Origin of the sequence: Kitasatospora papulosa, from assembly GCF_000717245.1 — a bacterium.
GTDB classification, from domain to species: domain Bacteria; phylum Actinomycetota; class Actinomycetes; order Streptomycetales; family Streptomycetaceae; genus Streptomyces; species Streptomyces papulosus.
In genome coordinates this window covers 134,792-156,751 of sequence record NZ_JNYQ01000007.1, presented here as the reverse complement: position 1 = coordinate 156,751, position 21,960 = coordinate 134,792, and the positions used below count along the sequence as shown (strand labels likewise).

Annotated in this window: 20 protein-coding genes and 2 pseudogenes; 8 read left to right on the top strand and 14 right to left on the bottom strand. The window is 71.2% G+C overall.

The window, feature by feature from the left end; all coding sequences use genetic code 11:
- Positions 1 to 164: 164 nt before the first annotated feature.
- From IA22_RS0120785 to IA22_RS0120750, 8 genes are all read right to left on the bottom strand, one after another.
- Positions 165 to 1,169, bottom strand: a complete 1,005-nt coding sequence (locus IA22_RS0120785) for a sugar phosphate isomerase/epimerase family protein (RefSeq protein WP_014152976.1) — start codon at positions 1,167 to 1,169, stop codon at positions 165 to 167.
- A 12-nt stretch (positions 1,170 to 1,181) separates the two neighbouring features.
- A complete protein-coding gene (locus tag IA22_RS0120780) occupies positions 1,182 to 2,402 on the bottom strand; it encodes a Gfo/Idh/MocA family protein (RefSeq protein ID WP_030124434.1) in 1,221 nt (406 codons plus the stop codon).
- A gap of 47 nt (positions 2,403 to 2,449) precedes the next feature.
- A complete protein-coding gene (locus tag IA22_RS0120775; RefSeq protein ID WP_014152978.1) occupies positions 2,450 to 3,487 on the bottom strand; it encodes a substrate-binding domain-containing protein in 1,038 nt (345 codons plus the stop codon).
- Between the two features lie 101 nt (positions 3,488 to 3,588).
- On the bottom strand, positions 3,589 to 4,641 hold the full coding sequence (locus IA22_RS0120770) for an ABC transporter permease (RefSeq protein WP_014152979.1): 1,053 nt from the start codon (positions 4,639 to 4,641) through the stop codon (positions 3,589 to 3,591).
- A complete protein-coding gene (locus IA22_RS0120765) occupies positions 4,638 to 6,161 on the bottom strand; it encodes a sugar ABC transporter ATP-binding protein (protein WP_030124433.1) in 1,524 nt (507 codons plus the stop codon). The genes IA22_RS0120770 and IA22_RS0120765 overlap by 4 nt, the downstream gene beginning before the upstream one ends.
- A 228-nt stretch (positions 6,162 to 6,389) precedes the next feature.
- Entirely contained in the window at positions 6,390 to 7,571 is a 1,182-nt protein-coding gene (locus tag IA22_RS0120760) for an ROK family transcriptional regulator (RefSeq protein ID WP_030124432.1), read from the bottom strand.
- A 294-nt stretch (positions 7,572 to 7,865) separates the two neighbouring features.
- Positions 7,866 to 8,543, bottom strand: a complete 678-nt coding sequence (locus tag IA22_RS0120755; protein ID WP_014152982.1) for a GntR family transcriptional regulator — start codon at positions 8,541 to 8,543, stop codon at positions 7,866 to 7,868.
- A gap of 73 nt (positions 8,544 to 8,616) precedes the next feature.
- On the bottom strand, positions 8,617 to 9,567 hold the full coding sequence (locus tag IA22_RS0120750) for a beta-ketoacyl-ACP synthase III (protein ID WP_014152983.1): 951 nt from the start codon (positions 9,565 to 9,567) through the stop codon (positions 8,617 to 8,619).
- 281 nt (positions 9,568 to 9,848) lie between these two features.
- On the opposite strand from IA22_RS0120750, the pseudogene IA22_RS35325 reads away from it, so the two are divergent.
- The 3 genes and pseudogenes from IA22_RS35325 to fdhD form a co-directional block, all read left to right on the top strand.
- A pseudogene (locus IA22_RS35325) lies at positions 9,849 to 10,212 on the top strand (ketopantoate reductase family protein); the annotation flags it as partial.
- An 18-nt stretch (positions 10,213 to 10,230) separates the two neighbouring features.
- Positions 10,231 to 10,326, top strand: a pseudogene (locus tag IA22_RS37625) (2Fe-2S iron-sulfur cluster-binding protein); the annotation flags it as partial.
- Positions 10,327 to 10,441: 115 nt separating this feature from the next.
- On the top strand, positions 10,442 to 11,290 hold the full coding sequence (gene fdhD, locus IA22_RS0120745; RefSeq protein WP_030124431.1) for a formate dehydrogenase accessory sulfurtransferase FdhD: 849 nt from the start codon (positions 10,442 to 10,444) through the stop codon (positions 11,288 to 11,290).
- 76 nt (positions 11,291 to 11,366) lie between these two features.
- On the opposite strand, the gene IA22_RS0120740 is transcribed toward fdhD, so the two are convergent.
- Together IA22_RS0120740 and IA22_RS0120735 are read right to left on the bottom strand one after the other, a co-directional pair.
- Complete coding sequence (locus IA22_RS0120740) at positions 11,367 to 11,576, bottom strand: DUF397 domain-containing protein (protein WP_030124430.1); 210 nt, start codon at positions 11,574 to 11,576, stop codon at positions 11,367 to 11,369.
- Complete coding sequence (locus IA22_RS0120735; protein ID WP_014152986.1) at positions 11,558 to 12,400, bottom strand: helix-turn-helix domain-containing protein; 843 nt, start codon at positions 12,398 to 12,400, stop codon at positions 11,558 to 11,560. Before IA22_RS0120735 ends, IA22_RS0120740 begins: the two co-directional genes overlap by 19 nt.
- Positions 12,401 to 12,575: 175 nt before the next feature.
- On the opposite strand from IA22_RS0120735, the gene IA22_RS0120730 reads away from it, so the two are divergent.
- Together IA22_RS0120730 and IA22_RS0120725 are read left to right on the top strand one after the other, a co-directional pair.
- A complete protein-coding gene (locus IA22_RS0120730; protein ID WP_014152987.1) occupies positions 12,576 to 12,863 on the top strand; it encodes a hypothetical protein in 288 nt (95 codons plus the stop codon).
- Between the two features lie 68 nt (positions 12,864 to 12,931).
- Positions 12,932 to 13,141, top strand: a complete 210-nt coding sequence (locus IA22_RS0120725) for a hypothetical protein (protein ID WP_234434573.1) — start codon at positions 12,932 to 12,934, stop codon at positions 13,139 to 13,141.
- 26 nt (positions 13,142 to 13,167) lie between these two features.
- On the opposite strand, the gene IA22_RS0120720 is transcribed toward IA22_RS0120725, so the two are convergent.
- Entirely contained in the window at positions 13,168 to 14,199 is a 1,032-nt protein-coding gene (locus IA22_RS0120720; protein WP_030124428.1) for a bile acid:sodium symporter family protein, read from the bottom strand.
- Positions 14,200 to 14,315: 116 nt separating this feature from the next.
- On the opposite strand from IA22_RS0120720, the gene IA22_RS0120715 reads away from it, so the two are divergent.
- From IA22_RS0120715 to IA22_RS0120705, 3 genes are all read left to right on the top strand, one after another.
- Complete coding sequence (locus IA22_RS0120715; protein WP_051694822.1) at positions 14,316 to 15,209, top strand: LysR substrate-binding domain-containing protein; 894 nt, start codon at positions 14,316 to 14,318, stop codon at positions 15,207 to 15,209.
- Positions 15,210 to 15,437: 228 nt separating this feature from the next.
- Positions 15,438 to 17,237, top strand: a complete 1,800-nt coding sequence (locus IA22_RS0120710; protein WP_030124426.1) for an AMP-dependent synthetase/ligase — start codon at positions 15,438 to 15,440, stop codon at positions 17,235 to 17,237.
- Positions 17,238 to 17,372: 135 nt separating this feature from the next.
- The gene (locus tag IA22_RS0120705) at positions 17,373 to 18,209 is read left to right on the top strand and encodes an aldo/keto reductase (RefSeq protein WP_030124425.1); all 837 of its coding nucleotides are present in this window, start codon (positions 17,373 to 17,375) and stop codon (positions 18,207 to 18,209) included.
- An 86-nt stretch (positions 18,210 to 18,295) separates the two neighbouring features.
- Here IA22_RS0120705 and IA22_RS0120700 read toward each other — a convergent pair whose 3' ends face one another.
- The 3 genes from IA22_RS0120700 to secD form a co-directional block, all read right to left on the bottom strand.
- Complete coding sequence (locus tag IA22_RS0120700; RefSeq protein ID WP_015579509.1) at positions 18,296 to 18,601, bottom strand: 4a-hydroxytetrahydrobiopterin dehydratase; 306 nt, start codon at positions 18,599 to 18,601, stop codon at positions 18,296 to 18,298.
- A gap of 175 nt (positions 18,602 to 18,776) precedes the next feature.
- Positions 18,777 to 19,520 carry a YoaK family protein gene (locus tag IA22_RS0120695; protein WP_030124424.1) on the bottom strand — a complete coding sequence of 248 codons (744 nt, stop codon included), beginning with the start codon at positions 19,518 to 19,520 and terminating at the stop codon, positions 18,777 to 18,779.
- A 117-nt stretch (positions 19,521 to 19,637) separates the two neighbouring features.
- Positions 19,638 to 21,932, bottom strand: a complete 2,295-nt coding sequence (secD, locus tag IA22_RS0120690) for a protein translocase subunit SecD (RefSeq protein ID WP_030124423.1) — start codon at positions 21,930 to 21,932, stop codon at positions 19,638 to 19,640.
- Between the last annotated feature and the right edge of the window lie 28 nt (positions 21,933 to 21,960).

The window sequence follows — 21,960 nt, the reverse complement described above, 5'->3', positions numbered from 1 at the left end:
CTGAGTTGAACTTCTGCCGGATGCAGGACAAAGCAGTGTCCGGGCATGGCGAACCGGGCCCCTGGCATCGTCCTGCGGACACCAGGGGGCCTGGTCGCCTGGCCCCGGGGGCGGAGAAGCGGGCCCCGGGGGCGGAGGAGCGGGGCCCGGTCACCGCTCCCGGGCTAGTCGCCCCCGCCGAACGCCGCGTCGAACGACGCGCTCGGCGGGTCGAAGTCGAAACGCTTCAGCGAGGCCAGTGCCTCCGGTGCCCCGGTCAGCCGGTCCATGCCGGCGTCCTCCCACTCCACGGAGACCGGTCCGTCGTAGCCGATGGACCGCAGCATCCGGAAGACGTCCTCCCAGGGCACGTCGCCGTGTCCCGCCGAGACGAAGTCCCAGCCGCGCCGCGGGTCGCCCCACGGCAGGTGGGAGCCGAGGCGCCCGTTGCGGCCGTCGAGGCGCTTGCGGGCCTCCTTGCAGTCCACGTGGTAGATCCGGTCCCGGAAGTCGTACAGGAACCCGACGGGGTCGAGGTCCTGCCAGACGAAGTGGCTCGGGTCGAAGTTCAGGCCGAACGCGGGCCGGTGGCCGACGGCCTCCAGGGCGCGGTGCGTGGTCCAGTAGTCGTACGCGATCTCGCTCGGGTGCACCTCGTGGGCGAAGCGCACCCCCTCGGCGTCGAAGACGTCCAGGATCGGGTTCCACCGCTCCGCGAAGTCCTCGTAGCCGCGCTCGATCATGTGCGGCGGGACCGGCGGGAACATGGCGACCAGGTGCCAGATCGAGGACCCGGTGAAGCCGATGACCGTGTCGACGCCGAAGGCGGCGGCCGCGCGGGCGGTGTCCTTGATCTCCTCGGCGGCCCTCCGGCGCACCCCCTCGGGCTCCCCGTCCCCCCAGATACGGGCCGGCAGGATGCCCTGGTGGCGTTCGTCGATCGGGTTGTCGCAGACCGCCTGGCCGACCAGGTGGTTGGAGACCGCCCAGCACGTGAGGCCGTACTTCTCGAGGAGCTGCCGCCGGCCGTCGATGTACCCGGGGTCGGACAGGGCCTTGTCCACCTCGAAGTGGTCACCCCAGCAGGCGAGTTCGAGTCCGTCGTAACCGAAGTCCCGGGCGAGCCGGCAGACCTCCTCCAGCGGCAGGTCGGCCCACTGGCCGGTGAAGAGAGTGAAGGGACGGGGCATGCGCGGAACCTCCTAGAAGGGGACCGGGGTGTGTACGGAGTTCTTGGCGGCGCTCTCCTCGACGGCGGCGAGCACCCGCTGCACCTGGAGTCCGTCGGCGAACGAGGGCACCGGAGCGCGGCCCTCGACGATCGTGCGCACCACGTCGCGGGCCTGGTGCACGAAGGTGTGCTCGTAGCCCAGACCGTGGCCCGGCGGCCACCACGCCTCCAGATAGGGGTGCTGGGGTTCCGTGACGAGGATCCGCCGGAAGCCCGCGCTGGTGGGAGGCTCGGTGTGGTCGTGGAAGGAGAGTTCGTTGAGACGTTCCAGGTCGAAGGCGATCGACCCGCGTTCCCCGTTGATCTCCAGACGGAGGGCGTTCTTGCGTCCCGCCGCCATCCTGGTCGCCTCGAAGGAGGCGAGGGCTCCCGACGCCAGCCGCCCGGTGAACAGCGTGGCGTCGTCGACGGTGACCGCCCCCCGTGCGGTACCGTCCGCGGCGCCCGGGAGACCGGCCGTCGCGCCGGCGGGCACGGGCCTCTCGCGGACGAAGGTCTCGCTCACCGCCGACACCCCGACCAGCGGTTCCCCTGCCAGGTACTGGGCGAGGTCGACGATGTGCGCCCCAAGGTCCCCCAGCGCGCCCGATCCGGCGCGTTCGCGCTCGAGCCGCCAGGTCAGCGGCGACTCCGGATCGACGAGCCAGTCCTGGAGGTAGGTGGCCCGGACGTGCCGCAGCCTCCCCAGCCTGCCCTCCTCGATCATCGCGCGGGCATGGGTGAGGGCGGGCACCTTGCGGTAGTTGAAGCCCACGATCGCCACCTGCCCGCGGGCCGCGGCCCGTTCCGCGGCCTGCGCCATGGCCTCGGCCTCGGCGACCGTGTTGGCGAGCGGCTTCTCGCACAGCACGTGCTTGCCCGCTTCGAGGGCGGCGATGGCGATCTCCGCGTGGCTGTCGCCGGGGGTGCAGATGTCGACCAGCTGTACGTCGTCCCGGGCGATCAGCGCGCGCCAGTCGGTCTCCGCCGCCGCCCACCCGTGCCGGGCGGCGGCGGCCTCGACGGCCGTGCGGTCACGTCCGCAGATCGCGGCCAGAACAGGTCTCACCGGCATGTCGAAGACGTGTCCCGCGGTGCGCCACCCCTGGGAGTGGGCGGCGCCCATGAACGCGTATCCGACCATGCCGACGCCGAGTGTCGCCGTCGGCGGCGGTGTCCCGGTCTCCTGCTCGGTCTCTTCCCTCAGGGCCATGCGGACTTCCTCCTCGTCGGTGGTTCGGTGGCGGCGGTGGGGCCGGCTCAGCTGAAGCCCGTCGGCAGGTACTGGTCGATGTTGTCCTTCGTGACCACGGCCGAGTACAGGGTCAGCGAGGTCGGGATCTCCATCTCGGCCAGTCCCGCGACGCCCTTGCTCTGGCCGAGGGCACGGGCCAGGTCGATCGCGGAGGCGGCCATGGTGGGCGGGTAGAGCACGGTGGCCTTCAGGACGCTGTTGTCGGCCTTGATGGCGTCCATCGCGGACTTCGCGCCCGCCCCGCCTACCATGATGAACTCGTCGCGGCCGGCCTGCTGGATGGCCCGCAGCGCGCCCACGCCCTGGTCGTCGTCGTGGTTCCACAGGGCGTCGAACTGCTTCTGCGCCTGGAGGAGCTGCGCCATCTTGGCCTGCCCCGACTCCACCGTGAAGTCGGCCGCCTGACGGGCCACCAGCTTGATGTTGGAGTAGTTCTTCAGCGCGTCGGCGAAGCCCTGGCTGCGCTGCTTGGTGAGCTCCAGGTTGTCGATGCCGGCGAGCTCGACGACCTTGGCCCCCGCCTTGTCCTTGAGCTGCTCGCCGATGTAGTGCCCGGCGTTCAGCCCCATGCCGTAGTTGTCCCCGCCGACCCAACAGCGGTAGGCCTGCGGCGAGGCGAAGATGCGGTCCAGGTTGACGACCGGGATGCCGGCCTTCATGGCCTCCAGGCCGACCTGGGTGAGCGCCTTGCCGTCGGCGGGGAGGACGACGAGCACGTCGACCTTCTTGTTGATGAGGGTCTTGACCTGGCCGATCTGGGCGGCGGTGTCGTTGGAGCCCTCGGTGATCTCCAGGGTCACCTCGGAGTACTTCTCGGCCCGCGACTTGGCGTTGACGTTGATCGCGTTCAGCCAGCCGTGGTCGGCCTGGGGGCCGGCGAAACCGATGGTGACGGGCGTGCCCGGCTTGTCGTCGGCGGCGGGCTGGTTGCTCTGCGCGGCCGCCTTCTCCTTGGGCTCGTTGCTGGTGCAGGCGGTGAGGAAGGCTCCCGCGGAGACGGCCGCGGTGCCGAAGAGCAGTCCTCTGCGGCTGGTTTCTGGCATGGCTGTCAAACCCTTCATCCGGTGCGGTGCGTACGGAACTGCGGGTGGTGATCGGTGGGCTGCGGCGGACGGAGGTCAGTGCCCCGCCGCCGGGGAGCGGCTCAGGTCTCGCCGCCGCGCAGGGTGCGGCGCTGGACGAGTACGGCGGCGACGATGATGGCGCCCTTGGCGATCTGCTGGACGTCGCTCTGCAGGTTGTTCAGCGCGAAGATGTTGGTGATCGTCGTGAAGACGAGGACGCCGAGCACGGAGCCGACGATGGTGCCCCGCCCGCCGCTCAGCAGGGTGCCTCCGATGATCGCGGCGGCGATGGCGTCGAGTTCGTACAGGTTGCCGTTGGTGTTCTGGCCCGATCCGGACAGGATGACGAGCATGAAGGCGGCGATGCCGCAGCAGAGGCCGGAGAGCAGGTAGAGGTAGAGCCGCTGGCGGCGTACGTCGATGCCCGCGAGCCTGGCCGCTTCCGCGTTGCCGCCGACGGCGACCGTGCGGCGCCCGAACGTCGTCCGGTTGAGGATGAGCCAGCCGGCCACGGTCACCGCGGCGAAGACGAGGACCAGGGGCGGGATGCCGAGGACGTAGCTGTCGGGGAGGCCGAGGTCCAGCACGGACTGGACGGTGACGATCTGCGTCTTCCCGTCGGTGATCTGCAGGGCCAGACCGCGGGCCGAGGCGAGCATGGCGAGCGTCGCGATGAACGGGACCATGCCGCCGTAGGAGATCAGCAGTCCGTTGACGAGTCCCGCGGCGAGTCCGACGACCACGGCGGTGAACAGGATGCCCGCGAAGCCGTACTCCTGGGTGGCCAGCGTCGTCGCCCAGACGGAGGCCAGGGCGACCATCGCGCCGACGGACAGGTCGATCCCGCCGCTGATGATCACGAAGGTGACGCCGACGGTGACGACTCCGATGACGGAGGACTGCGTCAGGATCAGCTGGAGGTTCCCGGTGTCCAGGAAGGCGTCCGGTTCGGTGATGCCGCCGACGGCTATCAGTACGGCGAGGACACCGAGCAGGGACAGGTTGCGGACGTCGACGCGCAGGCCGAGCGCGCGCGGGCCGCCGCCCTGCTTCGAGGGCGGTGCGGCCGCGGGGCCGGGCACGGTCCCCTTCTCCGGACCGTGGTGCTGCGCCGACGGTGCGGGTTGTGTCATGACGTCGGGCTCCCTTCCATGACGAGGTCGAGGACGCGGTGCTCGTCGAGCTCCCGGGCGTCGGCCGAGTGGACGACACGGCCCTCCCGGAGCACCAGCACCCGGTCGGCGAGGCCCAGCACTTCGGGCACTTCGCTGGAGACGAGCAGAACGGCGAGGCCTTCGTCGGCCAGCCGGCGGATCACGGCGTACAGCTCGGCGCGGGCGCCGACGTCGACGCCGCGGGTCGGTTCGTCGAGCAGCAGCACCCGGCAGCCGCGCAGCAGCCAGCGGGCCAGGACCGCCTTCTGCTGGTTGCCGCCGGAGAGAGTGCGGACGGCGGCGTCCGGGTTGTCGGGCCGCAGGGAGAGTTCGCGGGTCGCCGTCCTGGCGGCGTCGCGTTCGGCGCCCCGGTCGAGCCAGCCGGCCCGGGCGAAGCGCGACAGGGAGGAGACCGAGACGTTCCGGGTGACGGATTCCGTCAACAGCAGTGCCTGGGCCTTGCGTTCCTCGGGGGCCAGGCCGATGCCGGCTGCCACGGCGGCCCTGACGCTGCCCACGCGCAGCGGTGCGCCGTCGACGAGTACGCGGCCCGCGGTGGGTCTGCGGGCGCCGTAGACCGTCTCCAGGATCTCGGAGCGTCCGGAGCCGACGAGCCCGGCCAGGCCGACGATCTCCCCGGGCCGCAGCTCCAGGTCGACGGGCTCGAACTCGCCCTTGCGGGTCAGGCCTTCGACCTTGAGGACCGGCTCGGCGCCGACTCGCGCGCCGGGTTCGGGCCGCTCGGGGAAGACGTACTCGACGTTGCGGCCTGTCATCAGGGCGACGACGTCGCGCGTCGGGGTGGACTTGGCGGGGAGTCCGACGGCGACGGCCCGGCCGTCCTTGAGCACGGTCACCCGGTCGCCTATCCGCCGGATCTCCTCGAGCCGGTGCGAGATGTAGACGACGGCCACACCGTCGGCGGTCAGTCCGTCGACGATGCGGAAGAGGTTGTCGACCTCGTCGGGGTCGAGGGCGGCGGACGGCTCGTCCATCACGATGAGCCGTACGTCGTGGGAGAGGGCCCGGGCCATGGAGACGATCTGCTGGTGGGCGGCGGAGAGGTCACCGACCGGGCGGGCCGGGTCGATCTCCGGGTGTCCGAGGCGCCTCAGGAGCGCGGCGGCCCGGGTGCGGGCCTCACGGGTGCGGACGACGAAGCCCGCGCTGGTCGGTTCGTGTCCGAGGAAGACGTTCTCGGCGACCGACAGGCCCTCCACCAGGTCGAGTTCCTGGTAGATGGTGGCGATGCCCAGGCGCATCGCGGTGATGGGTGAGGTGAGCCGGACGGGTTCGCCGCCCCAGGTGATGGTGCCGCCGTCGGGCTGGTGGGCCCCGGCCAGCACCTTGATGAGGGTCGACTTGCCGGCGCCGTTCTGGCCGAGGAGGCAGTGGACTTCACCGGCGACGACCTCCAGGTCCACACCGTCGAGGGCGCGTACACCGGGGAACGACTTGGTGATGCCGGACATCGTGAGCAGAGGTGGTTCTGGTGCCATGACGGATCCCCTCGGCGGATCGGCCGTCCCCCGCCCGGGCGGAGCCGGGAGCGCGGAGGAGAACCGGTGAGCGGGCAGGGCGCAGTGCCGGCGGTGCCGTACTGCTGACGGAACTGCTGGGTGGTGCTGCTGTGCTCGTGCTGTGCGGTCCTGCGGGCGGAGCTCGGGACAGGGCTGTTCACGGAGGTGGGTGCGGTGGGCGTGCCGAACGGCGCACCGGCCCGGACATCAGGCCGGCGAGAACAGGTGGTCGCTGATGAGCCTGGCCGCACCGGTCACTCCGGCGACGGGCCCCAGCTCACCGAGGACGATGGGGAGGTTGCCCGTGGCCAGGGGCAGGGACTGCCGGTAGACCTGGGTGCGGACGCTGGCCAGCAGGTTGTGGCCGAGCCCGGTGACACCGCCGCCGATCACGACGAGGCCGGGGTTGAAGAAGCTGACGAGTCCGGCGATGACCTGCCCGACCTTGTTGCCGCCCTCACGGATGAGGTCCAGTGCCGTGGGGTCGCCGGCCGCCGCGGCGGCGGCCACGTCGACGGCCGTGAGCTTTCCGGCGCCGTCGAGCCGGGCCGCCAGCTCGGGGGATCGGCCGGCGCGGGCGGCGTCCTCGGCGTCGCGGGCCAGGGCGGCGCCGCTGAAGTGTGCCTCCAGGCAGCCCCGGTTGCCGCAGGCGCACGCGCGCCCGTCCGGTTCCACCTGGATGTGCCCGATGTCGCCGGCGCTGCCCGTCGTACCGCGGTAGACCTCGCCGCCGACGACGATGCCGCAGCCGATACCCGTGCCGATCTTGACGCAGAGGAAGTCGCCCACGGAGCGGGCGACGCCCGCGTGCTGCTCCCCCAGCGCCATCAGGTTCACGTCGTTGTCCACCATGACGGGGCAGCCGAGTTCCTGGCTGAGCGCCTCCCGGACAGGGAAACCGTCCCAGCCCGGCATGATCGGCGGGGCGACCGGTACGCCCTCGGGGAAGCGGACGGGGCCCGGGACGCCGATGCCGGCGCCGTCGAACCCTTCGGCGAGACCGGATGCCCGGAGCTTGGCCGCCATCGCCAGCACCTGCTCGAAGACCGCGACGGGCCCTTCCCGTACGTCCATCGGGTGGTTGAGGTGTCCGAGGACCTCCAACTCCGCGTTGGTGACGGCGACATCGATGGAGGTGGCTCCGATGTCGACGCCGAGGAACCGCAGTCCGGGGGCCAGCCTGATGTTGTGGGAGCGGCGTCCGCCGCGTGACGCCGCGAGTCCGTCGGCGACGACGAGCCCGGTCTCCAGGAGCCGGTCCACCTCGACGGCGAGCTTGGACCGTGAGAGATCGATCTGATCGCCCAGCTGCGCACGGGAGTTGGGACCTCCGTCGCGCAACAGTCTGAGCAGTCGAGCCTGGTGCGTGTTCGCGGGTCGTGCCGTCATGCGTCTCACGCGTCCCTCCCCGCCACATCGGCCAGTCCGTCGGGCTTTCGAGGGGAACGTAGCAGCGGTTTACCCGAGTGGGAAGAAGTTGCGCATGAATCAGCTCCAACTTTCTCCACACTCAGGACAAAGATGTCCCGCGCGAGTCCGGCGCGGCGCCACGGGAGACGGCGTGGAGAGCTGTCCGGCGCGGAACGCGAAGAGGCCGGGGCGTCACGCCCCGGCCTCCCGCGACCGGTCGACCACCCGCGCCCGCCCTGCTGTTCGCAGGGGCTGCGGGTGTCCGCGAACGGGTCAGGACTGTTCGCGCAGGTGGTACGTCTGACGCGTGTGCTCGGTGTGCGCACGCATGACCTCGGTCGCCCGCCGCTCGTCCCTGGACGCGATCGCCGCGATCAGCTCACGGTGCTCGGTCCAGGACCGGGTGCCGCGCTGCCTGGCCACCGGTGTGTAGTACCAGCGGACCCGCCGGTCCACCTGGGCGGCCAGCTCGGACAGCACGACGTTGCCGGCCAGTTCCATGACCTTGGCGTGGAACGCGGCGTTCGTGGCCACGGCGAGGTCCACGTCGTCGTCGGCGACGGCCTGCTCCCCCCGCGCGCACAGCTCCTCCAGCGCCTCGATGCCCGGCCGCCCGGAATGGGCGGCGGCCAGCCGGGCGGCCTCGGCCTCCAGCAGGGTGCGGACCGAGAGCAGCTGGTCCGCCTCCTCCTCGGCGGGTTCGTGGACGAACGCGCCCTGCGCAGGGCGCAGATCGACCCAGCCCTCGGTGTTCAGCCGCTGGAGCGCCTCGCGGACCGGCTGCCGCGACACACCGAGGTGCCCCGCCAGTTCGCTCTCGACCAGATGCTGGCCGGGACGGAGGGCACGCGTGGTGATCAGCTCGAGAAGCGCCTCGTACACACGCTCGCGCAACGGCCCTGGCCGCTCCAGCTTCGGCACGGTTCCTTGCGGCAGTCCTGCGGACAACATCGCGGTCCCCTCCGGCGCCTGACAATTGCTTATCGTCTACAGTCTACCGAGCACACTGCCGCGGCGGGGGGCGTCACGGGCAGCGGATCACCTGACCCGCGTAGGAGAGGTTCCCGCCGAAGCCGAAGAGCAGGGCCGGAGCCCCGCTCTCGACCTCACCGCGCTCCACCAGTTTGGACAGCGCCATCGGGATGGACGCGGCCGAGGTGTTGCCGGAGTCCACGACGTCCCGGGCGATGACCGCGTTGACCGCGCCGATCTTCCGGGCGACGGGTTCGATGATCCTCAGGTTGGCCTGGTGCAGCACCACGGCCGCGAGGTCCTCGGGCGTGACACCCGCCCGCGCGCACACCTCACGGGCGATCGGCGGCAGCTTGGTGGTGGCCCAGCGGTAGACGGACTGGCCCTCCTGCGCGAAGAGCGGGGGCGTGCCCTCGATCCGTACGGCGTTGCCCATCTCGGGCACCGAACCCCACAGGACGGGGCCGATCCCCGGCCTGTCGCCCCCGTCGGGGTCGGCGGTGACGACGGCCGCCCCCGCCCCGTCCCCCATCAGGACGCAGGTGGAACGGTCCGTCCAGTCGACGATGTCGCCCATCTTGTCGGCGCCGATGACGAGGGCCCGGGTGGCCGCTCCGGCACGGATGGCGTGGTCGGCCGTGGCCAGCGCGTGGGTGAACCCGGAGCAGACCACGTTGATGTCCATGACGGCCGGGGAGCCCATGCCCAGGCGCGCGGCGACCCGGGCGGACATGCTCGGCGAACGGTCGATCGCCGTGGAGGTGGCGACGAGGACCATGTCGATGTCCTCGGCCTGCAGACCGGCCGACGCGAGCGCCTTGGCCGCGGCGTGTGCCGCCAGTTCGTCCACCGGCTCACCGGGGCCGCCCACGTGCCGGGTTCTGATGCCGACCCGGCTGGTGATCCACTCGTCACTGGTGTCGACCATGGCCGCCAGGTCGTGATTGGTGAGGACCTTGGCAGGCTGGTAGTGGCCGAGCGCCACGACACGTGAGCCGGTCATGTACGGGTTCCCCTCGCTACGTTTGGCAGGAACTATCCAGTCTTGGTTGCTACCCACCGGTACAGGGGCACCTAACCCCACAGGAATCCGCGCGCGAGGTTGGAGCGTCTCGAACAGCTTCCCGGGAACTTTCCCTGACACTCCGGCGGCCACACGGAAATCACGGACGGCCGCGGCACCCCTGCTGTCACGAGTATTGACCGCTCTCGAAGGAATACTGTGGACAATATTCTGTCGACTTGACACCCTCGCTCGGTCCTCCTCACCGAACGGAGAGCCCCGTGAAAGTCGCAGTTGTCGGCGCCGGAGCCATCGGCGCCTATGTCGGGGCCGCGCTCCACCGCGCAGGCGCCGAGGTCCATCTCATCGCCCACGGCCCGCACCTGGCGGCCATGCGCCGTGACGGCGTGCGCGTGCTCAGCCCGCGCGGTGACTGCACCGCACGGCCCGCCGCCACCGGCGACCCCTCGGACGTCGGGCCCGTCGACTACGTGTTCCTCGGCCTCAAGGCCAACGCGTACGCACGGTCAGGACCGCTGGTCCACCCGGATGCACCAGGACACCGCGGTGATCGCCGCTCAGAATGGCATCCCCTGGTGGTACTTCCACGGTCGCATCGAGGTGTGCCCCACCGGGGCGCTCTCGTTCAGCACGGAGTTCGGCATGCGGGCGGCGGGGACGTGGGACGAGCACGCGCAGACACGGACCACGACCGTCTGCGCCTACTGCGGTGTGGGCTGCAACGTGGCCCTTCACGTGCAGGACGACGAGATCGTGAAGGTCACCTCGCCGCACGACAACCCGGTGACCATGGCAACCTCTGTATCAAGGGCCGTTTCGGCTTCCAACACGTACAGAATCGGGATTGACGCCTATGGGACGGGTCACCGAGCGGCGGCGCACCATCCGCATCCGGGACGGGGCGGTCACGACCCGCCCCGACACCCTCGTCGCCGAGGAACCCCTGGAGATCCGGCTGAACGGCAAGCCGCTCGCCATCACGATGCGCACCCCGGGCGACGACTTCGCGCTCGCGGCGGGTTTCCTGGTGAGCGAGGGCGTGATCGGCGAGGGCTCCGAGGTGCAGTCGATCGTGTACTGCGCCGGGGCGACGGCCGACGGTGTGAACACGTACAACGTGGTGGACGTGAAGCTCGCCCCGGGCGTCGTGGTCCCCGACATCACGCTGGAGCGCAACGTCTACACGACGTCGTCCTGCGGCCTGTGCGGCAAGGCGAGCCTCGACGCCGTCCGTACGACGACCCGCCATCCCGTCGCCGACACTCCCCCGGTCCGGGTGACGCCCGCACTGCTCGCCGCCCTCCCCGACCGGCTGCGCGAGGCGCAGCGGGTGTTCGACCGGACGGGGGGCCTGCACGCCGCGGCGCTGTTCTCCCCGGAGGGCGAGCTGCTCGACATCCGGGAGGACGTCGGCCGCCACAACGCGGTCGACAAGCTCGTGGGACGGGCTCTCACGGACGAGCGGCTGCCGCTCTCGCAGTCGATCCTGCTGGTGTCGGGCCGCGCGTCCTTCGAACTGGCACAGAAGGCGGTGATGGCCGGGATCCCGATGCTCGCGGCGGTCTCGGCACCATCGTCGCTGGCCGTGGACCTCGCGGCCGAGAGCGGCCTGACCCTCGTCGGTTTCCTGCGGGGCCAGTCCATGAACGTGTACGCGGGTGACCACCGCATCGCCCTCGGGGCGCCGGTGGGCCAGGGCTGATCCGGCCCACCCGCTGCACGGGGCAGGGATCCGGCCGACGGGGAGCGCCCCCTGCGCCGGCCGGGCCCCACACGTCTCAGGCGCCCACGGCGCCGTCCTTGACTGCGGACACGAACGACGACCAGCCGTCCGCCGCGAAGACGAGGGCGGGGCCGTGCGGGCTCTTGCTGTCACGGACGGGGACGACGGCGGCGAAGTCGTCGGAGACCTCGACGCATTCGCCACCGTCCGAGTTGCTGTAGGAACTCTTGCGCCAGGTAACCGCGTTCAGGTCGAGGGATCGCACCGTACTTCCTCCAACAGGCTCAATACGAACTTCCGCGACTCGGCAGGGGACAGCGCCAGGTCACGCACCGCATCGTAGGCACGCTGGAGCCGGTCCACCGGCTGGTTCGCCTCGATGAGGTCGCCCCTGTAGGCGTTCTCCGTGTACGCGACGGTACGCCCATCCGGAAGTCGCAGGAACATCAGCGCCGTACTGTCCAAGCCGTACGGCCCCGCGCTGAACGGAAGTACGTGAAGCGTCACGTTCTCCCGGGCACCGAGCTCCCCCAGGTACTCCAACTGTCGTCGCCACTCGGCAACATCACGCAACGGCGTCCGGAGCACCGCCTCCGAGACAATGGTGCGGAACGGTGGCGAGTCTTCCCCCAACAGGAGTTCCCTCCGCCCCATCCGCGCTTCGACCTGCTGCTCCAACGCCTCGCCCTTGCTGCCACCCGCCGCCAGGATCTCCCGCGCGTAGCCAGGCGTCTGCAAGAGTCCCGGCAACACGCTCACCGCGAAGTGCCACAGGCTCGTCGCCTCCGCCTCCAGCGCCATGTACCGCTGGTACCGCTCCTTGAACTGCGACTGGTCGCTGATCGCCAGCTCCCACATGGCCAGCAGCAGACCGGGGGTCCCGTAGTACTGGTCGAGCGCCTGCACCACCTCCGGGCCGCCGACCGTCTCGCCCTTCTCCATCTTCCCGAACAGCGACCAGTCCCAGCCCATCCGTTCGCCGAGCTGGCGAAGACTGTCGCCACGCTCGGTACGCAGATGCCGGAGCTCTTCCGCGAACCGTGCACGTGGTTCCCTGCTGCGGCCCGTGACCGCTCGCCTCGTCGGCATCGTGTCCTCCGTGGAACGTGTGGAACGTACGGGAGCCGCCGGAGAGGCACACCCCGCGCTCGGTGTGTCACGGCCCTGACCGGGCCATTCTCGTAATCAGCCCCTCACGCAAAGTAGTTCGCGGAGGCCTGGCCAGGTAGAGGAATCAGCGAAAGAACAACCGAAGGAAGACGCCATGACACCGCAGCAGCAGAAGCCGGCCCTCCCCCGCCGGACACCCCGGGCGGAGGACCCGGCAACGGCCAAGATCCAGGAAGCCGTGGCCGCGCGCGACGATCTCGCCGCCGCGCTGAGCGGCGCCGGCGTCCAGCTGCCGGTGCTGGATGTGCGCACCCCCTGGCCGGAGACCGACGGCGAGGACAGCTCACGGCCGGCTCGTTACGCCCTCGTTCACCTGGGCGTCTGCTCCGCCCCCGTGGCGCACGCCCTCGCGGCAGTGATCAGGAAGGGCGCGGCCGGGTGACGGATGGCGGCGCCCTCCGCGTCGGGACGGCCGTGCACGACGGCGACAGCGGCCGGGTGGGTCTGGTCATGGGCCACGAGGGTCCGTACCTCCAGCTCCGCCCACTGGGCGGTGGCCGCGAGTGGGACGCGGACCCGGCCCGCCTACGGCCGCTCGGCCCCGCCGAGCTGTTGAGCGCCCGCGTCGCCGAGGCCAACGCCCGGAGCCGCACCGGCCTCGGACTCGGCGACATACGGGGCTCCCCGCCCACCGACGGGCCGCAGGACCTCGGGCGGTGACGGCACGGCATCCGGACCAGGCGGCCTCAGCCCACCGGAACGACCTGCCGCGAGACCGCGTCGCCGTCCGGCAGCGGGTCGCGCGAGCGGCGCTTGGCTATCACCGCGCAGACCATCAGCTGCATCTGGTGGAAGAGCATCAGGGGCAGCACCGCGAGGCTGGCGTGCGCGCCGAACAGGACGCTGGCCATCGGGAGGCCGGCCGCCAGGCTCTTCTTCGAGCCGGCGAACTGGATGGCGATCCGGTCCTCCCGGGCGAAGCCCAGCCGCTTCGCCCCGTACCAGCTCACCGCCAGCATGAGGGCCAGCAGTACGGCCTCGGCGCCGAGCAGCGCACCGAGCCGGAGCGGGGTGACCTGGTGCCAGATCCCCGCCACCATGCCCTCACTGAAGGCCGTGTAGACGACGAGCAGGATCGAGCCGCGGTCGACGTAGCCCAGCACCTTGCGGTGGCGGCCGATGAAGCCTCCGACCCAGCGGCGCAGCAGCTGTCCCGCGAGGAAGGGCACCAGCAACTGGAGGACGATCTTCATCAGGGAGTCCGCGGAGAACCCTCCCCCGGTCCCGCCGAGGAGTACGGCCGCCAGCAGCGGGGTCAGCAGGATCCCGGCGATGCTGGAGAAGGAGCCGGCGCAGATGGCGGCGGGCACGTTGCCGCGGGCCATCGAGGTGAAGGCGATCGACGACTGGATGGTCGAGGGCACCAGGCACAGGAAGAGGAAGCCGTCCTGGAGCTGCGGGGTCAGGACGTAGGGAACCAGCCCGTGGCTGGCGAGTCCGAACAGCGGGAACACCAGGAAGGTGCAGGCCAGGACGGTGAGGTGGAGCCGCCAGTGTTTCAGGCCGTCGAGTGCCTCGGCAGTGGAGAGACGGCCTCCGTACAGGAAGAAGAGCAGGGCCACCGCTCCGGTCGACGCGCCGCCCGCGACATCCGCGCCCCTCCCGGACACGGGCAGCAGGGCCGCGAGGACCACCGTGCCGATCAGCGCCAGGATGTAGGGGTCGACCGGCAGCCAGGACGGCAGCGCGGGGATACGGCGGCTGGTGCGGCGGTTCATGTGCTCCGTGCTCTCTGGGCGGAATCGTGGCCTCCCCATCCTGCTCCCGGACACCGCGATCGGGAATCCCGTACACCGCACTCACTGTCATCACGATGCGCGATAACCTCGGGTCCATGTACGACCCCGTCCAGCTCCGTACCTTTCTGGCCGTCGCCCAGACCCTGAGCTTCACCCAGGCTGCGCGCCGGCTCGGCGTGCGGCAGTCCACGGTCAGCCAGCACGTGCGCCGGCTGGAGTCCGAGGCCGGCCGTCAGCTGTTCAGCCGGGACACCCACCGGGTCGACCTCACCGAGGACGGCGAGGCCATGCTGGGCTTCGCGCGGACGATCCTGCAGGCCAACGAGCGGGCGGCGGCGTTCTTCACCGGGACCCGGCTGCGCGGGCGGCTGCGCTTCGGGGCGTCCGAGGACTTCGTCCTGACGCGGCTTCCGGAGATCCTGGAGTCCTTCAGGCGCGAGCATCCCGAGGTGGAGCTGGAGCTGACGGTCGAACTGTCCGGCACCCTGCACCGGCAGCTCGCGGCGGGCCGGCTCGATCTGGTGCTGGCCAAGCGCCGCGCCGGGGACACCCACGGCGAGCTGGTCTGGCGGGACACCCTCACCTGGATCGGCGCACCGCGGCTGCGGATCGACCCCGACCGCCCGCTGCCGCTGATCGCCTTCCCCCCTCCCGGCATCACCCGGGCGCGGGCGCTGAAGGTGCTGGAGGAGCACGGCAGGGCCTTTCGCTTCGCGTGCACGAGCGCGAGCCTGAGCGCACTCGTCGCGGCGGCCAGGGCCGGCCTGGGGGTGATGGCGCACACCCGCGGGCTCGTCCCGCCCGGGCTCGCGCCGGTGCCGTCCCGGGCCGGTCTGCCGGAGCTGGGAGATGTGGACTTCGTGCTGCTGCACGGGCGGCGCAGGGACGCCGCGCAGGACGCCGCGGACGCTCTCGCGGCGGCGATCCTGGCGGGCGGCGACCGTCTCCACCGTGCTCCGGCCCCGCCCGCGCACCCGGAACCGGCGTAGGTTCCGCGTACAGATTCGGTGGAGATTCCCTCCCGAGCCGCTTACTCCGCGGTCAGAAGTGCGCCCGAGCCTTGCCCATCTGGCCCGATTTCTACGGTCGGCCTGGCCAGATGTCACGTTTTCCGGAGACTTCTGCCCCTCCCGCAGCCCCACGCGGTGAGGTAGCGTCGCGGCGCCGTGCGGAGCGCCACAAGGAGCAGGTCATTGCGCGAATTCACTGTCCCACCCATGGCCGCTGCCCCTCAAGTCGGCGGTCTCGCCGACACCGTCTTCGATTTCGCGGAGGAGGATCCCCACCGGATCGCCCTCGGCCGCAAGGACGCGGAGGGACGGTGGCACGACGTGTCGGCGGCCGACTTCCGCGACGAGGTGCTCGCTGTCGCCAAGGGTCTGATCGCGCAGGGGATCCGGTTCGGTGACCGGGTCGCGCTGATGTCGCGCACGCGCTACGAGTGGACCCTCTTCGACTTCGCCCTCTGGACGGTGGGCGCCCAGTCCGTGCCGATCTACCCGACGTCCTCGGCGGAGCAGGTCCTGTGGATGCTGCACGACGCCGAGGTCGCGGCCGTCATGGTCGAGCACGAGGACCACGCCATGACGATCGGCTCGGTGATCGACCGGCTGCCGAACCTCCGCCGGCTGTGGCAGCTGGACGCGGACGTGGTGAACGAACTCGTCGACGCCGGTGCCCTGATCGACGACGAGGTCGTCCACCGGCACCGGCGGGCGGTGACGCCCGACTCGGTGGCCACCCTGATCTACACCTCCGGCACCACGGGGCGCCCCAAGGGCTGCGTCATCACCCACGCCAACTTCATGTTCGAAGCCGACACCATGGTCGCCCGCTGGCATCCGGTGTTCCTCTCCAAGCCCGGTGAGGAGACCGCGACGCTGCTCTTCCTGCCGCTCGCCCATGTCTTCGGCCGCATGGTGGAGATCGCGGCCCTGCGCGGCCGGGTGAAGCTGGGACACCAGCCGGAGCTGTCCGCGAAGGCACTGATGCCGGATCTCGTGTCCTTCCGGCCGACCTTCATCCTGGCGGTGCCGTACATCTTCGAGAAGGTCTTCAACGGCGCCCGGCGCAAGGCGGAGTCCGAGGGCCGCGTGGGGGCGTTCGACAAGGCCGTCGACATCGCGGTGAAGTACGCGGAGGCGCTGGAGGAGCGGGCGTTCGGCACCGGACCCGGTCCGTCCGCCGGCCTGCGGATGCAGCACCAGTTCTTCGACAAGGTCGTCTACCGCAAGGTCCGGGAGGCGATGGGCGGCCGGGTGCGGCACGCCATGTCGGGAGGCTCCGGCATGGCCCGGCAGCTCGGACTGTTCTTCGCGGGTGCGGGCGTCGCCGTCTACGAGGGCTACGGACTCACCGAGACGACCGCCGCGGCCACCGCCAACCCGCCCGAGCGCACCCGCTACGGCACCGTCGGGCAGCCCATCCCCGGGTCCACGGTGCACATCGCGCAGGACGGCGAGATCTGGGTGCACGGCGCCAACGTGTTCTCCGGATATCTGGGCGACCCCAAGTCCACGGACGCGGTGCTGCACGACGGCTGGCTGGCCACCGGCGACATCGGCGCGCTCGACGAGGACGGGTACCTGACCATCACCGGGCGCAAGAAGGAGATCCTGGTGACCTCCGGGGGCAAGAGTGTTGCCCCGAGCGGCCTGGAGGAGCGGGTCCGCGCCCATCCCCTGGTCGCCCAGTGCATCGCCGTCGGCAACGACCGGCCCTACGTCGCGGCCCTGGTCACCGTGGACCACGAGGCGGTGGAGCACTGGCTCGCCATGCAGGGCCGCACACCGATGCGCGCCGCCGAACTGGTGCGCGACCCCGACCTGGAGATGGAGGTCCGGCGGGCCGTGGTGGCGGCGAACACGGCGGTGTCCCAGGCGGAGTCCATCCGGACCTTCCGCATCCTGGCCCACCAGTTCACGGAGGAACTCGGTCTGCTGACCCCGTCCCTCAAGCTGAAGCGGAAGGCGATCGAGACGGCGTACTCGGCCGAGGTGGACGCCCTCTACCGGTGAGCGCCGTCCGTGGACGGCGACGCCGGGCCGGACGCGGGGACCGCGGTGAGCATGATCCGGCCACCGGGAATGCTCGAGCCTCTCCGTTCGTTCCACCGGGGACGATCAACCTACGACGACAAGGATCGACTGCTCGTGAGCCAGGTCCCCACCATCACGCTCAACAACGGTCTCGAGATGCCGCAGCTCGGCTTCGGTGTCTGGCAGGTGCCGGACGACGAGGCCACGACCGCCGTGACCACGGCCCTGGAGGCCGGGTACCGCAGCATCGACACCGCCGCGATCTACGGCAACGAGTCGGGCACCGGCAAGGCGATCGCCGCGTCCGGTGTGGCCCGTGAGGAGCTGTTCGTCACCACCAAGCTGTGGAACAGCGAGCAGGGCCACGACTCGACGCTGCGCGCGTTCGACGCCTCGCTGGACAAGCTGGGTCTGGACTACGTCGACCTCTACCTCATCCACTGGCCGGTTCCGGCCAAGGACGCCTACGTCGACACGTACAAGGCCTTCGAGCGGATCCTCGCCGACGGCCGGGCGAAGGCGATCGGTGTGTCCAACTTCCACCCGGAGCATCTGGAGCGCCTGCTCGGCGAGACGTCCGTCGTCCCGGCGGTCAACCAGATCGAGCTCCACCCGCAGCTCCAGCAGTCCACGTCCCGCGCCTTCCACGCGGAGCACGGCATCGTCACCGAGGCCTGGTCGCCGCTCGGCTCGGGCAAGGGCCTCCTGGAGGTCCCGACGGTCGTCGCCGTCGCGCAGAAGCACGGCCGGACCCCGGCGCAGGCGGTGCTCCGCTGGCACCTGCAGACCGGCCACGTGGTCATCCCCAAGTCCGTGACGCCGTCCCGGATCGCCGAGAACATCGACGTCTTCGGCTTCGAGCTGGACGCCGACGACCTGGCCGCGTTCGCGGCGCTCGACGAGGGCAAGCGCCTCGGCGCCGACCCCGCCGAATTCAACCTCGGCGCCTGATCCCTCCCGCTCACGACGGCGCCCCCACCGCATCCGCGCGGTGGGGGCGCCTTCGTGTTCACCGGGGCTCCCGGAGGCGGATCCGGCTACCGCGCCCCGTGCCCGGCGGCGACGGCCTCGACGCGCGCGGCGAGCGCGAGGTCCTTGCGGGTGACGGCGCCGCCCGCGTCGTGCGTGTGCACGGCGAGGGCCACGGTGTTGTAGCCCAGGGTCAGGTCCGAGTGGTGGTTGAGCTCGTCCTGGATCTGGGCGACATGGACGGTCAGCCCGGCCGCGGCGAAGTGGGAGGGCAGCCGGTAGGTACGGGTGATCCGGTCCCCCTCCAGCTGCCATCCGGGCAGTTCGCCCAAGCCGGCCTCGACGTCGTGCGCGGACAGGGGTTCGGTGGGCATACGGCGGCTCCTGAGGCGTATCGGTGCGGTCTGCGGCGATGCTGGACGTCGGTGCGGACGGACGTCGGTGCAGGGGGACGTTACGGTCCGGGTGCGTCGGCTGTCGCGCCTGACACGGGGCTCGCGCGGGAGAGCACCGCTCCGCCTCTCGTGCCGGTCGCCTCCCGGCGGACGGTCACCTCCCGGCGGACGGTCGTGTCCAGGGGGCGTCGCCGCGGGAGAGCAGGCCGACGGCCGTGAGCGCGCCCGCCAGCATGACCACGGCGATCACCAGGGGCAGCGCCGGGTGCACGTGCAGCGCACCCAGGGCACCGGCGAAGGCGCCGGTCAGCATGGCCGCGGCGGAGAGCACGCGGCGTCCCGCCCGGCTGCCCGGCCCCCGGGCGAGCGTGCTGTCGGACACGGCACCGGTGAGGGTGCGGGTCAGCACGGTCGTCGTCAGGTCGGGTACGCCGAGCGCCAGGGCCGCGGCGTTCTGCACGCCGAGTCCGACCCCGAGCAGCACGATGAGCGCGAAGCGGACACCCCCGGTGTACGGCGCGCCCGAGATCAGCGTGACGACCAGGGCGGCGATGACGAAGGCCGTCTGGACGGACAGCGCGTGCAGCAGTTGACGGCCCCTGTGCGCCCTCGCCAGATGCACCGTGACACCGCCGGCCAGCGCCCCGGCCGCGAACGAGGCGAGCGCCACTCCCGAGGCGAACGTCGAGAAGCCCGGTGCGCCGGCCAGGGCGAAGCCCATGAAGACGACGTTGCCCGTCATGTTGGCGACGAAGACGTGCCCGAGGAGCAGATAGCTGAACGCGTCGACCAGGCCGGTGACCACGGTCAGGACGAGCAGCACCGGTGGCAGGGGACCCTGCGGTCCGTCCATGTCGGGTACCAGCGTGTCCCGGGCTTCACGCAGCACGACGGGCATGAGCGGCACACTCCGATCACTCGTTGTGCCCGGATTGTGCCGCAGCCCGGCGTCGGTGCGGGCGATACGCGCCGGGCGGGACCGCACGGACCCCGCCCGGCGCGTCGTACACCGGCGTTACACGCGCGCGCCGTTGTCGGCGGGATCCCGGCGTTCGCGTCCGGCTCCCGCCCCGCGGCGTGGTGCCCGCTTACGGGCCGGCGGCGGAGCCTTGCTGCTCCGCTCCAGGAGGAGCGCCCCCGGCACGGCGGTCATCACCGAGGAGTAGGTGCCCACGCAGATGCCGATCAGCAGGGCGAGCGCGAAGTCCGCGAGCGAGTCCCCGCCCAGCACGGCGAGGGCCACCAGGATGAACAGGGCGCCCATCCCCGTGTTGACGGTGCGCGGGACCGTCTGCAGGACGGCCCGGTTGGCGACGTCGGCGACCGGTGTGCGCCGGTTCCTGGCCCACAGTTCGCGCACCCGGTCGAAGACCACCACCGAGTCGTTGACGGAGTAGCCGATGACGGTGAGCAGGGCCGCCAGGAAGATCCCGTCGACGGGCCGTCCGAGCCAGGCGAAGGCACCGACCAGGATGATGACGTCGTGCACCAGGGCTCCGACCGAGGAGACGGCGAACGTCCAGCGGAACCGGGCCGCGAGATAGGCGAGTTGCACGAACACGGCCACAGCGAGCGCGATCAGGGCGTTGCGCCGCAGTTCGTCGCCGAGGCTGGGGCCGATGAGCTCGTCGCGTACCTTCTCCGTCGCACCGCCCTCGTCGGCCAGCGCGGCTCTCAGGGCGTGCTCCCCGTCGTTGTCCATCTCCCCCGTGCGTACGGAGATGTCTCGCTCACCCGCCGTGGTGACCTCGGCGTCGGTGAACCCCGCGGCGGAGATCGCGTCCCGGGCGGTCTCGACGTCGACGGGGCGGCTCGTCGAGTACTCCACGAGCCGTCCGCCGGTGAACTCGACTCCCAGGTCGACACCCCGCACGAGGATGCCGGTGACGGCGACGAGGACGAGCGCGGTGGATGTCAGCAGCCAGCGGCGCGGCGACCTGAACAACTGGGGCTCGCGCTTGTTCAGCCAGGTGCGGACACGGCCCGGCCGGGCGATGCCGTTGACCCCGCGGTAGTCGCTGACGAACCGGGACCCCGCCGCGATCTCGGTGAGGGCGCGGGCGATGACGAGCGCGGAGAACATCGAGACCAGGACGCCGATGGCGAGCGTGACCCCGAAGCCCTTGACCGGCCCCGAGCCGAGGAAGAAGAGGAGTGCGGCGGCGATCAGCGTGGTCACGTTGGAGTCGGCGACGGCGCTCCAGGCCCCCCGGAATCCAGCGGTCAGCGCGGTGCGGAGCGAACCCCTGCCGCGGTCCGCGTACTCCTCGCGCGCCCGCTCGAAGACAAGGACGTTGGCATCGACCGCCATGCCGATGGCGAGGACGAAGCCGGCGAGACCCGGCAGGGTCAGGGTGACTCCCAGCGCGACGAGAGCGGCGTAGGAGATCACGCCGTAGGCCGCCAGCGCCGCGGCGGCGAGGGCGCCGAAGAGCCGGTACATGACGATGATGAAGAGGGCGGTGGCCGCCGCGCCGATGAGCGCGGCCCGGGCACTGGCGTCGATGGCGGCGGCACCGAGCGTCGGCCCGACGGTCCGCTGCTCGACGATCTCGACGGGTACGGGCAGTGCGCCGCCCTTGATGAGCAGCGCGAGGTCCTGTGCTTCCTCGGCGCTGAAGGAGCCGGTGATCTGGGTGGAACCGGAGGGCAGTCCGGCCTCGCAGGCGATCGACGGATCGACCTGGGGGGAGGAGATGACCTTCCCGTCGAGGACAATCGCGACGCGGCGCCGTTCGTCACCGGCGGGGTGGCACGCGGCGTCGCCGGTGAGCCGGTTCCACTCCCGGCCCGCGTCCTTGTGGAAGTCGAGCGAGACCGACCAGCCCGTGCCCTGCTGGGCGTCGAACTGGGCGGTGGCGTCCTTGACGCCGGCGCCGGAGAGCTTCACCGGGCCGAGTGCCAGGAGGCCACCCTGTTCGTCGGGCAGCGTCTCCTTCGTGTCGTCGCCTTCCGTACCGGGGCCCTGGACCGCGTGGAAGCCGAGCTGGGCCGTCCGTCCGATGACGTCGGCGGCCTGCCTCGGGTCCTGCACGTCGGGCAGCTCGACGATGATCCGGTCCTCACCCGAGCGGGTCAGGGTCGGCTCGGCGACGCCGAGGGAGTCGATGCGCTGCCGCAGTACCTCCAGGGTGCGGTCGGTGCTCTCCCGGTCCGCCTTCGCGGTGGCGGAGTCCTTGGCCTGCAGCACCATCCGGGTGCCGCCCTGGAGGTCGAGGCCGAGTCTGGGTGACATGGTCAGCGTGATGAACACGGACACGAGCAGAACGGCGGCAGCCAGAACCGCTCGCACCGTGGTGGCGCGAGTCATGGGTATCCCCTCGAGTGGGCGTCGTCCG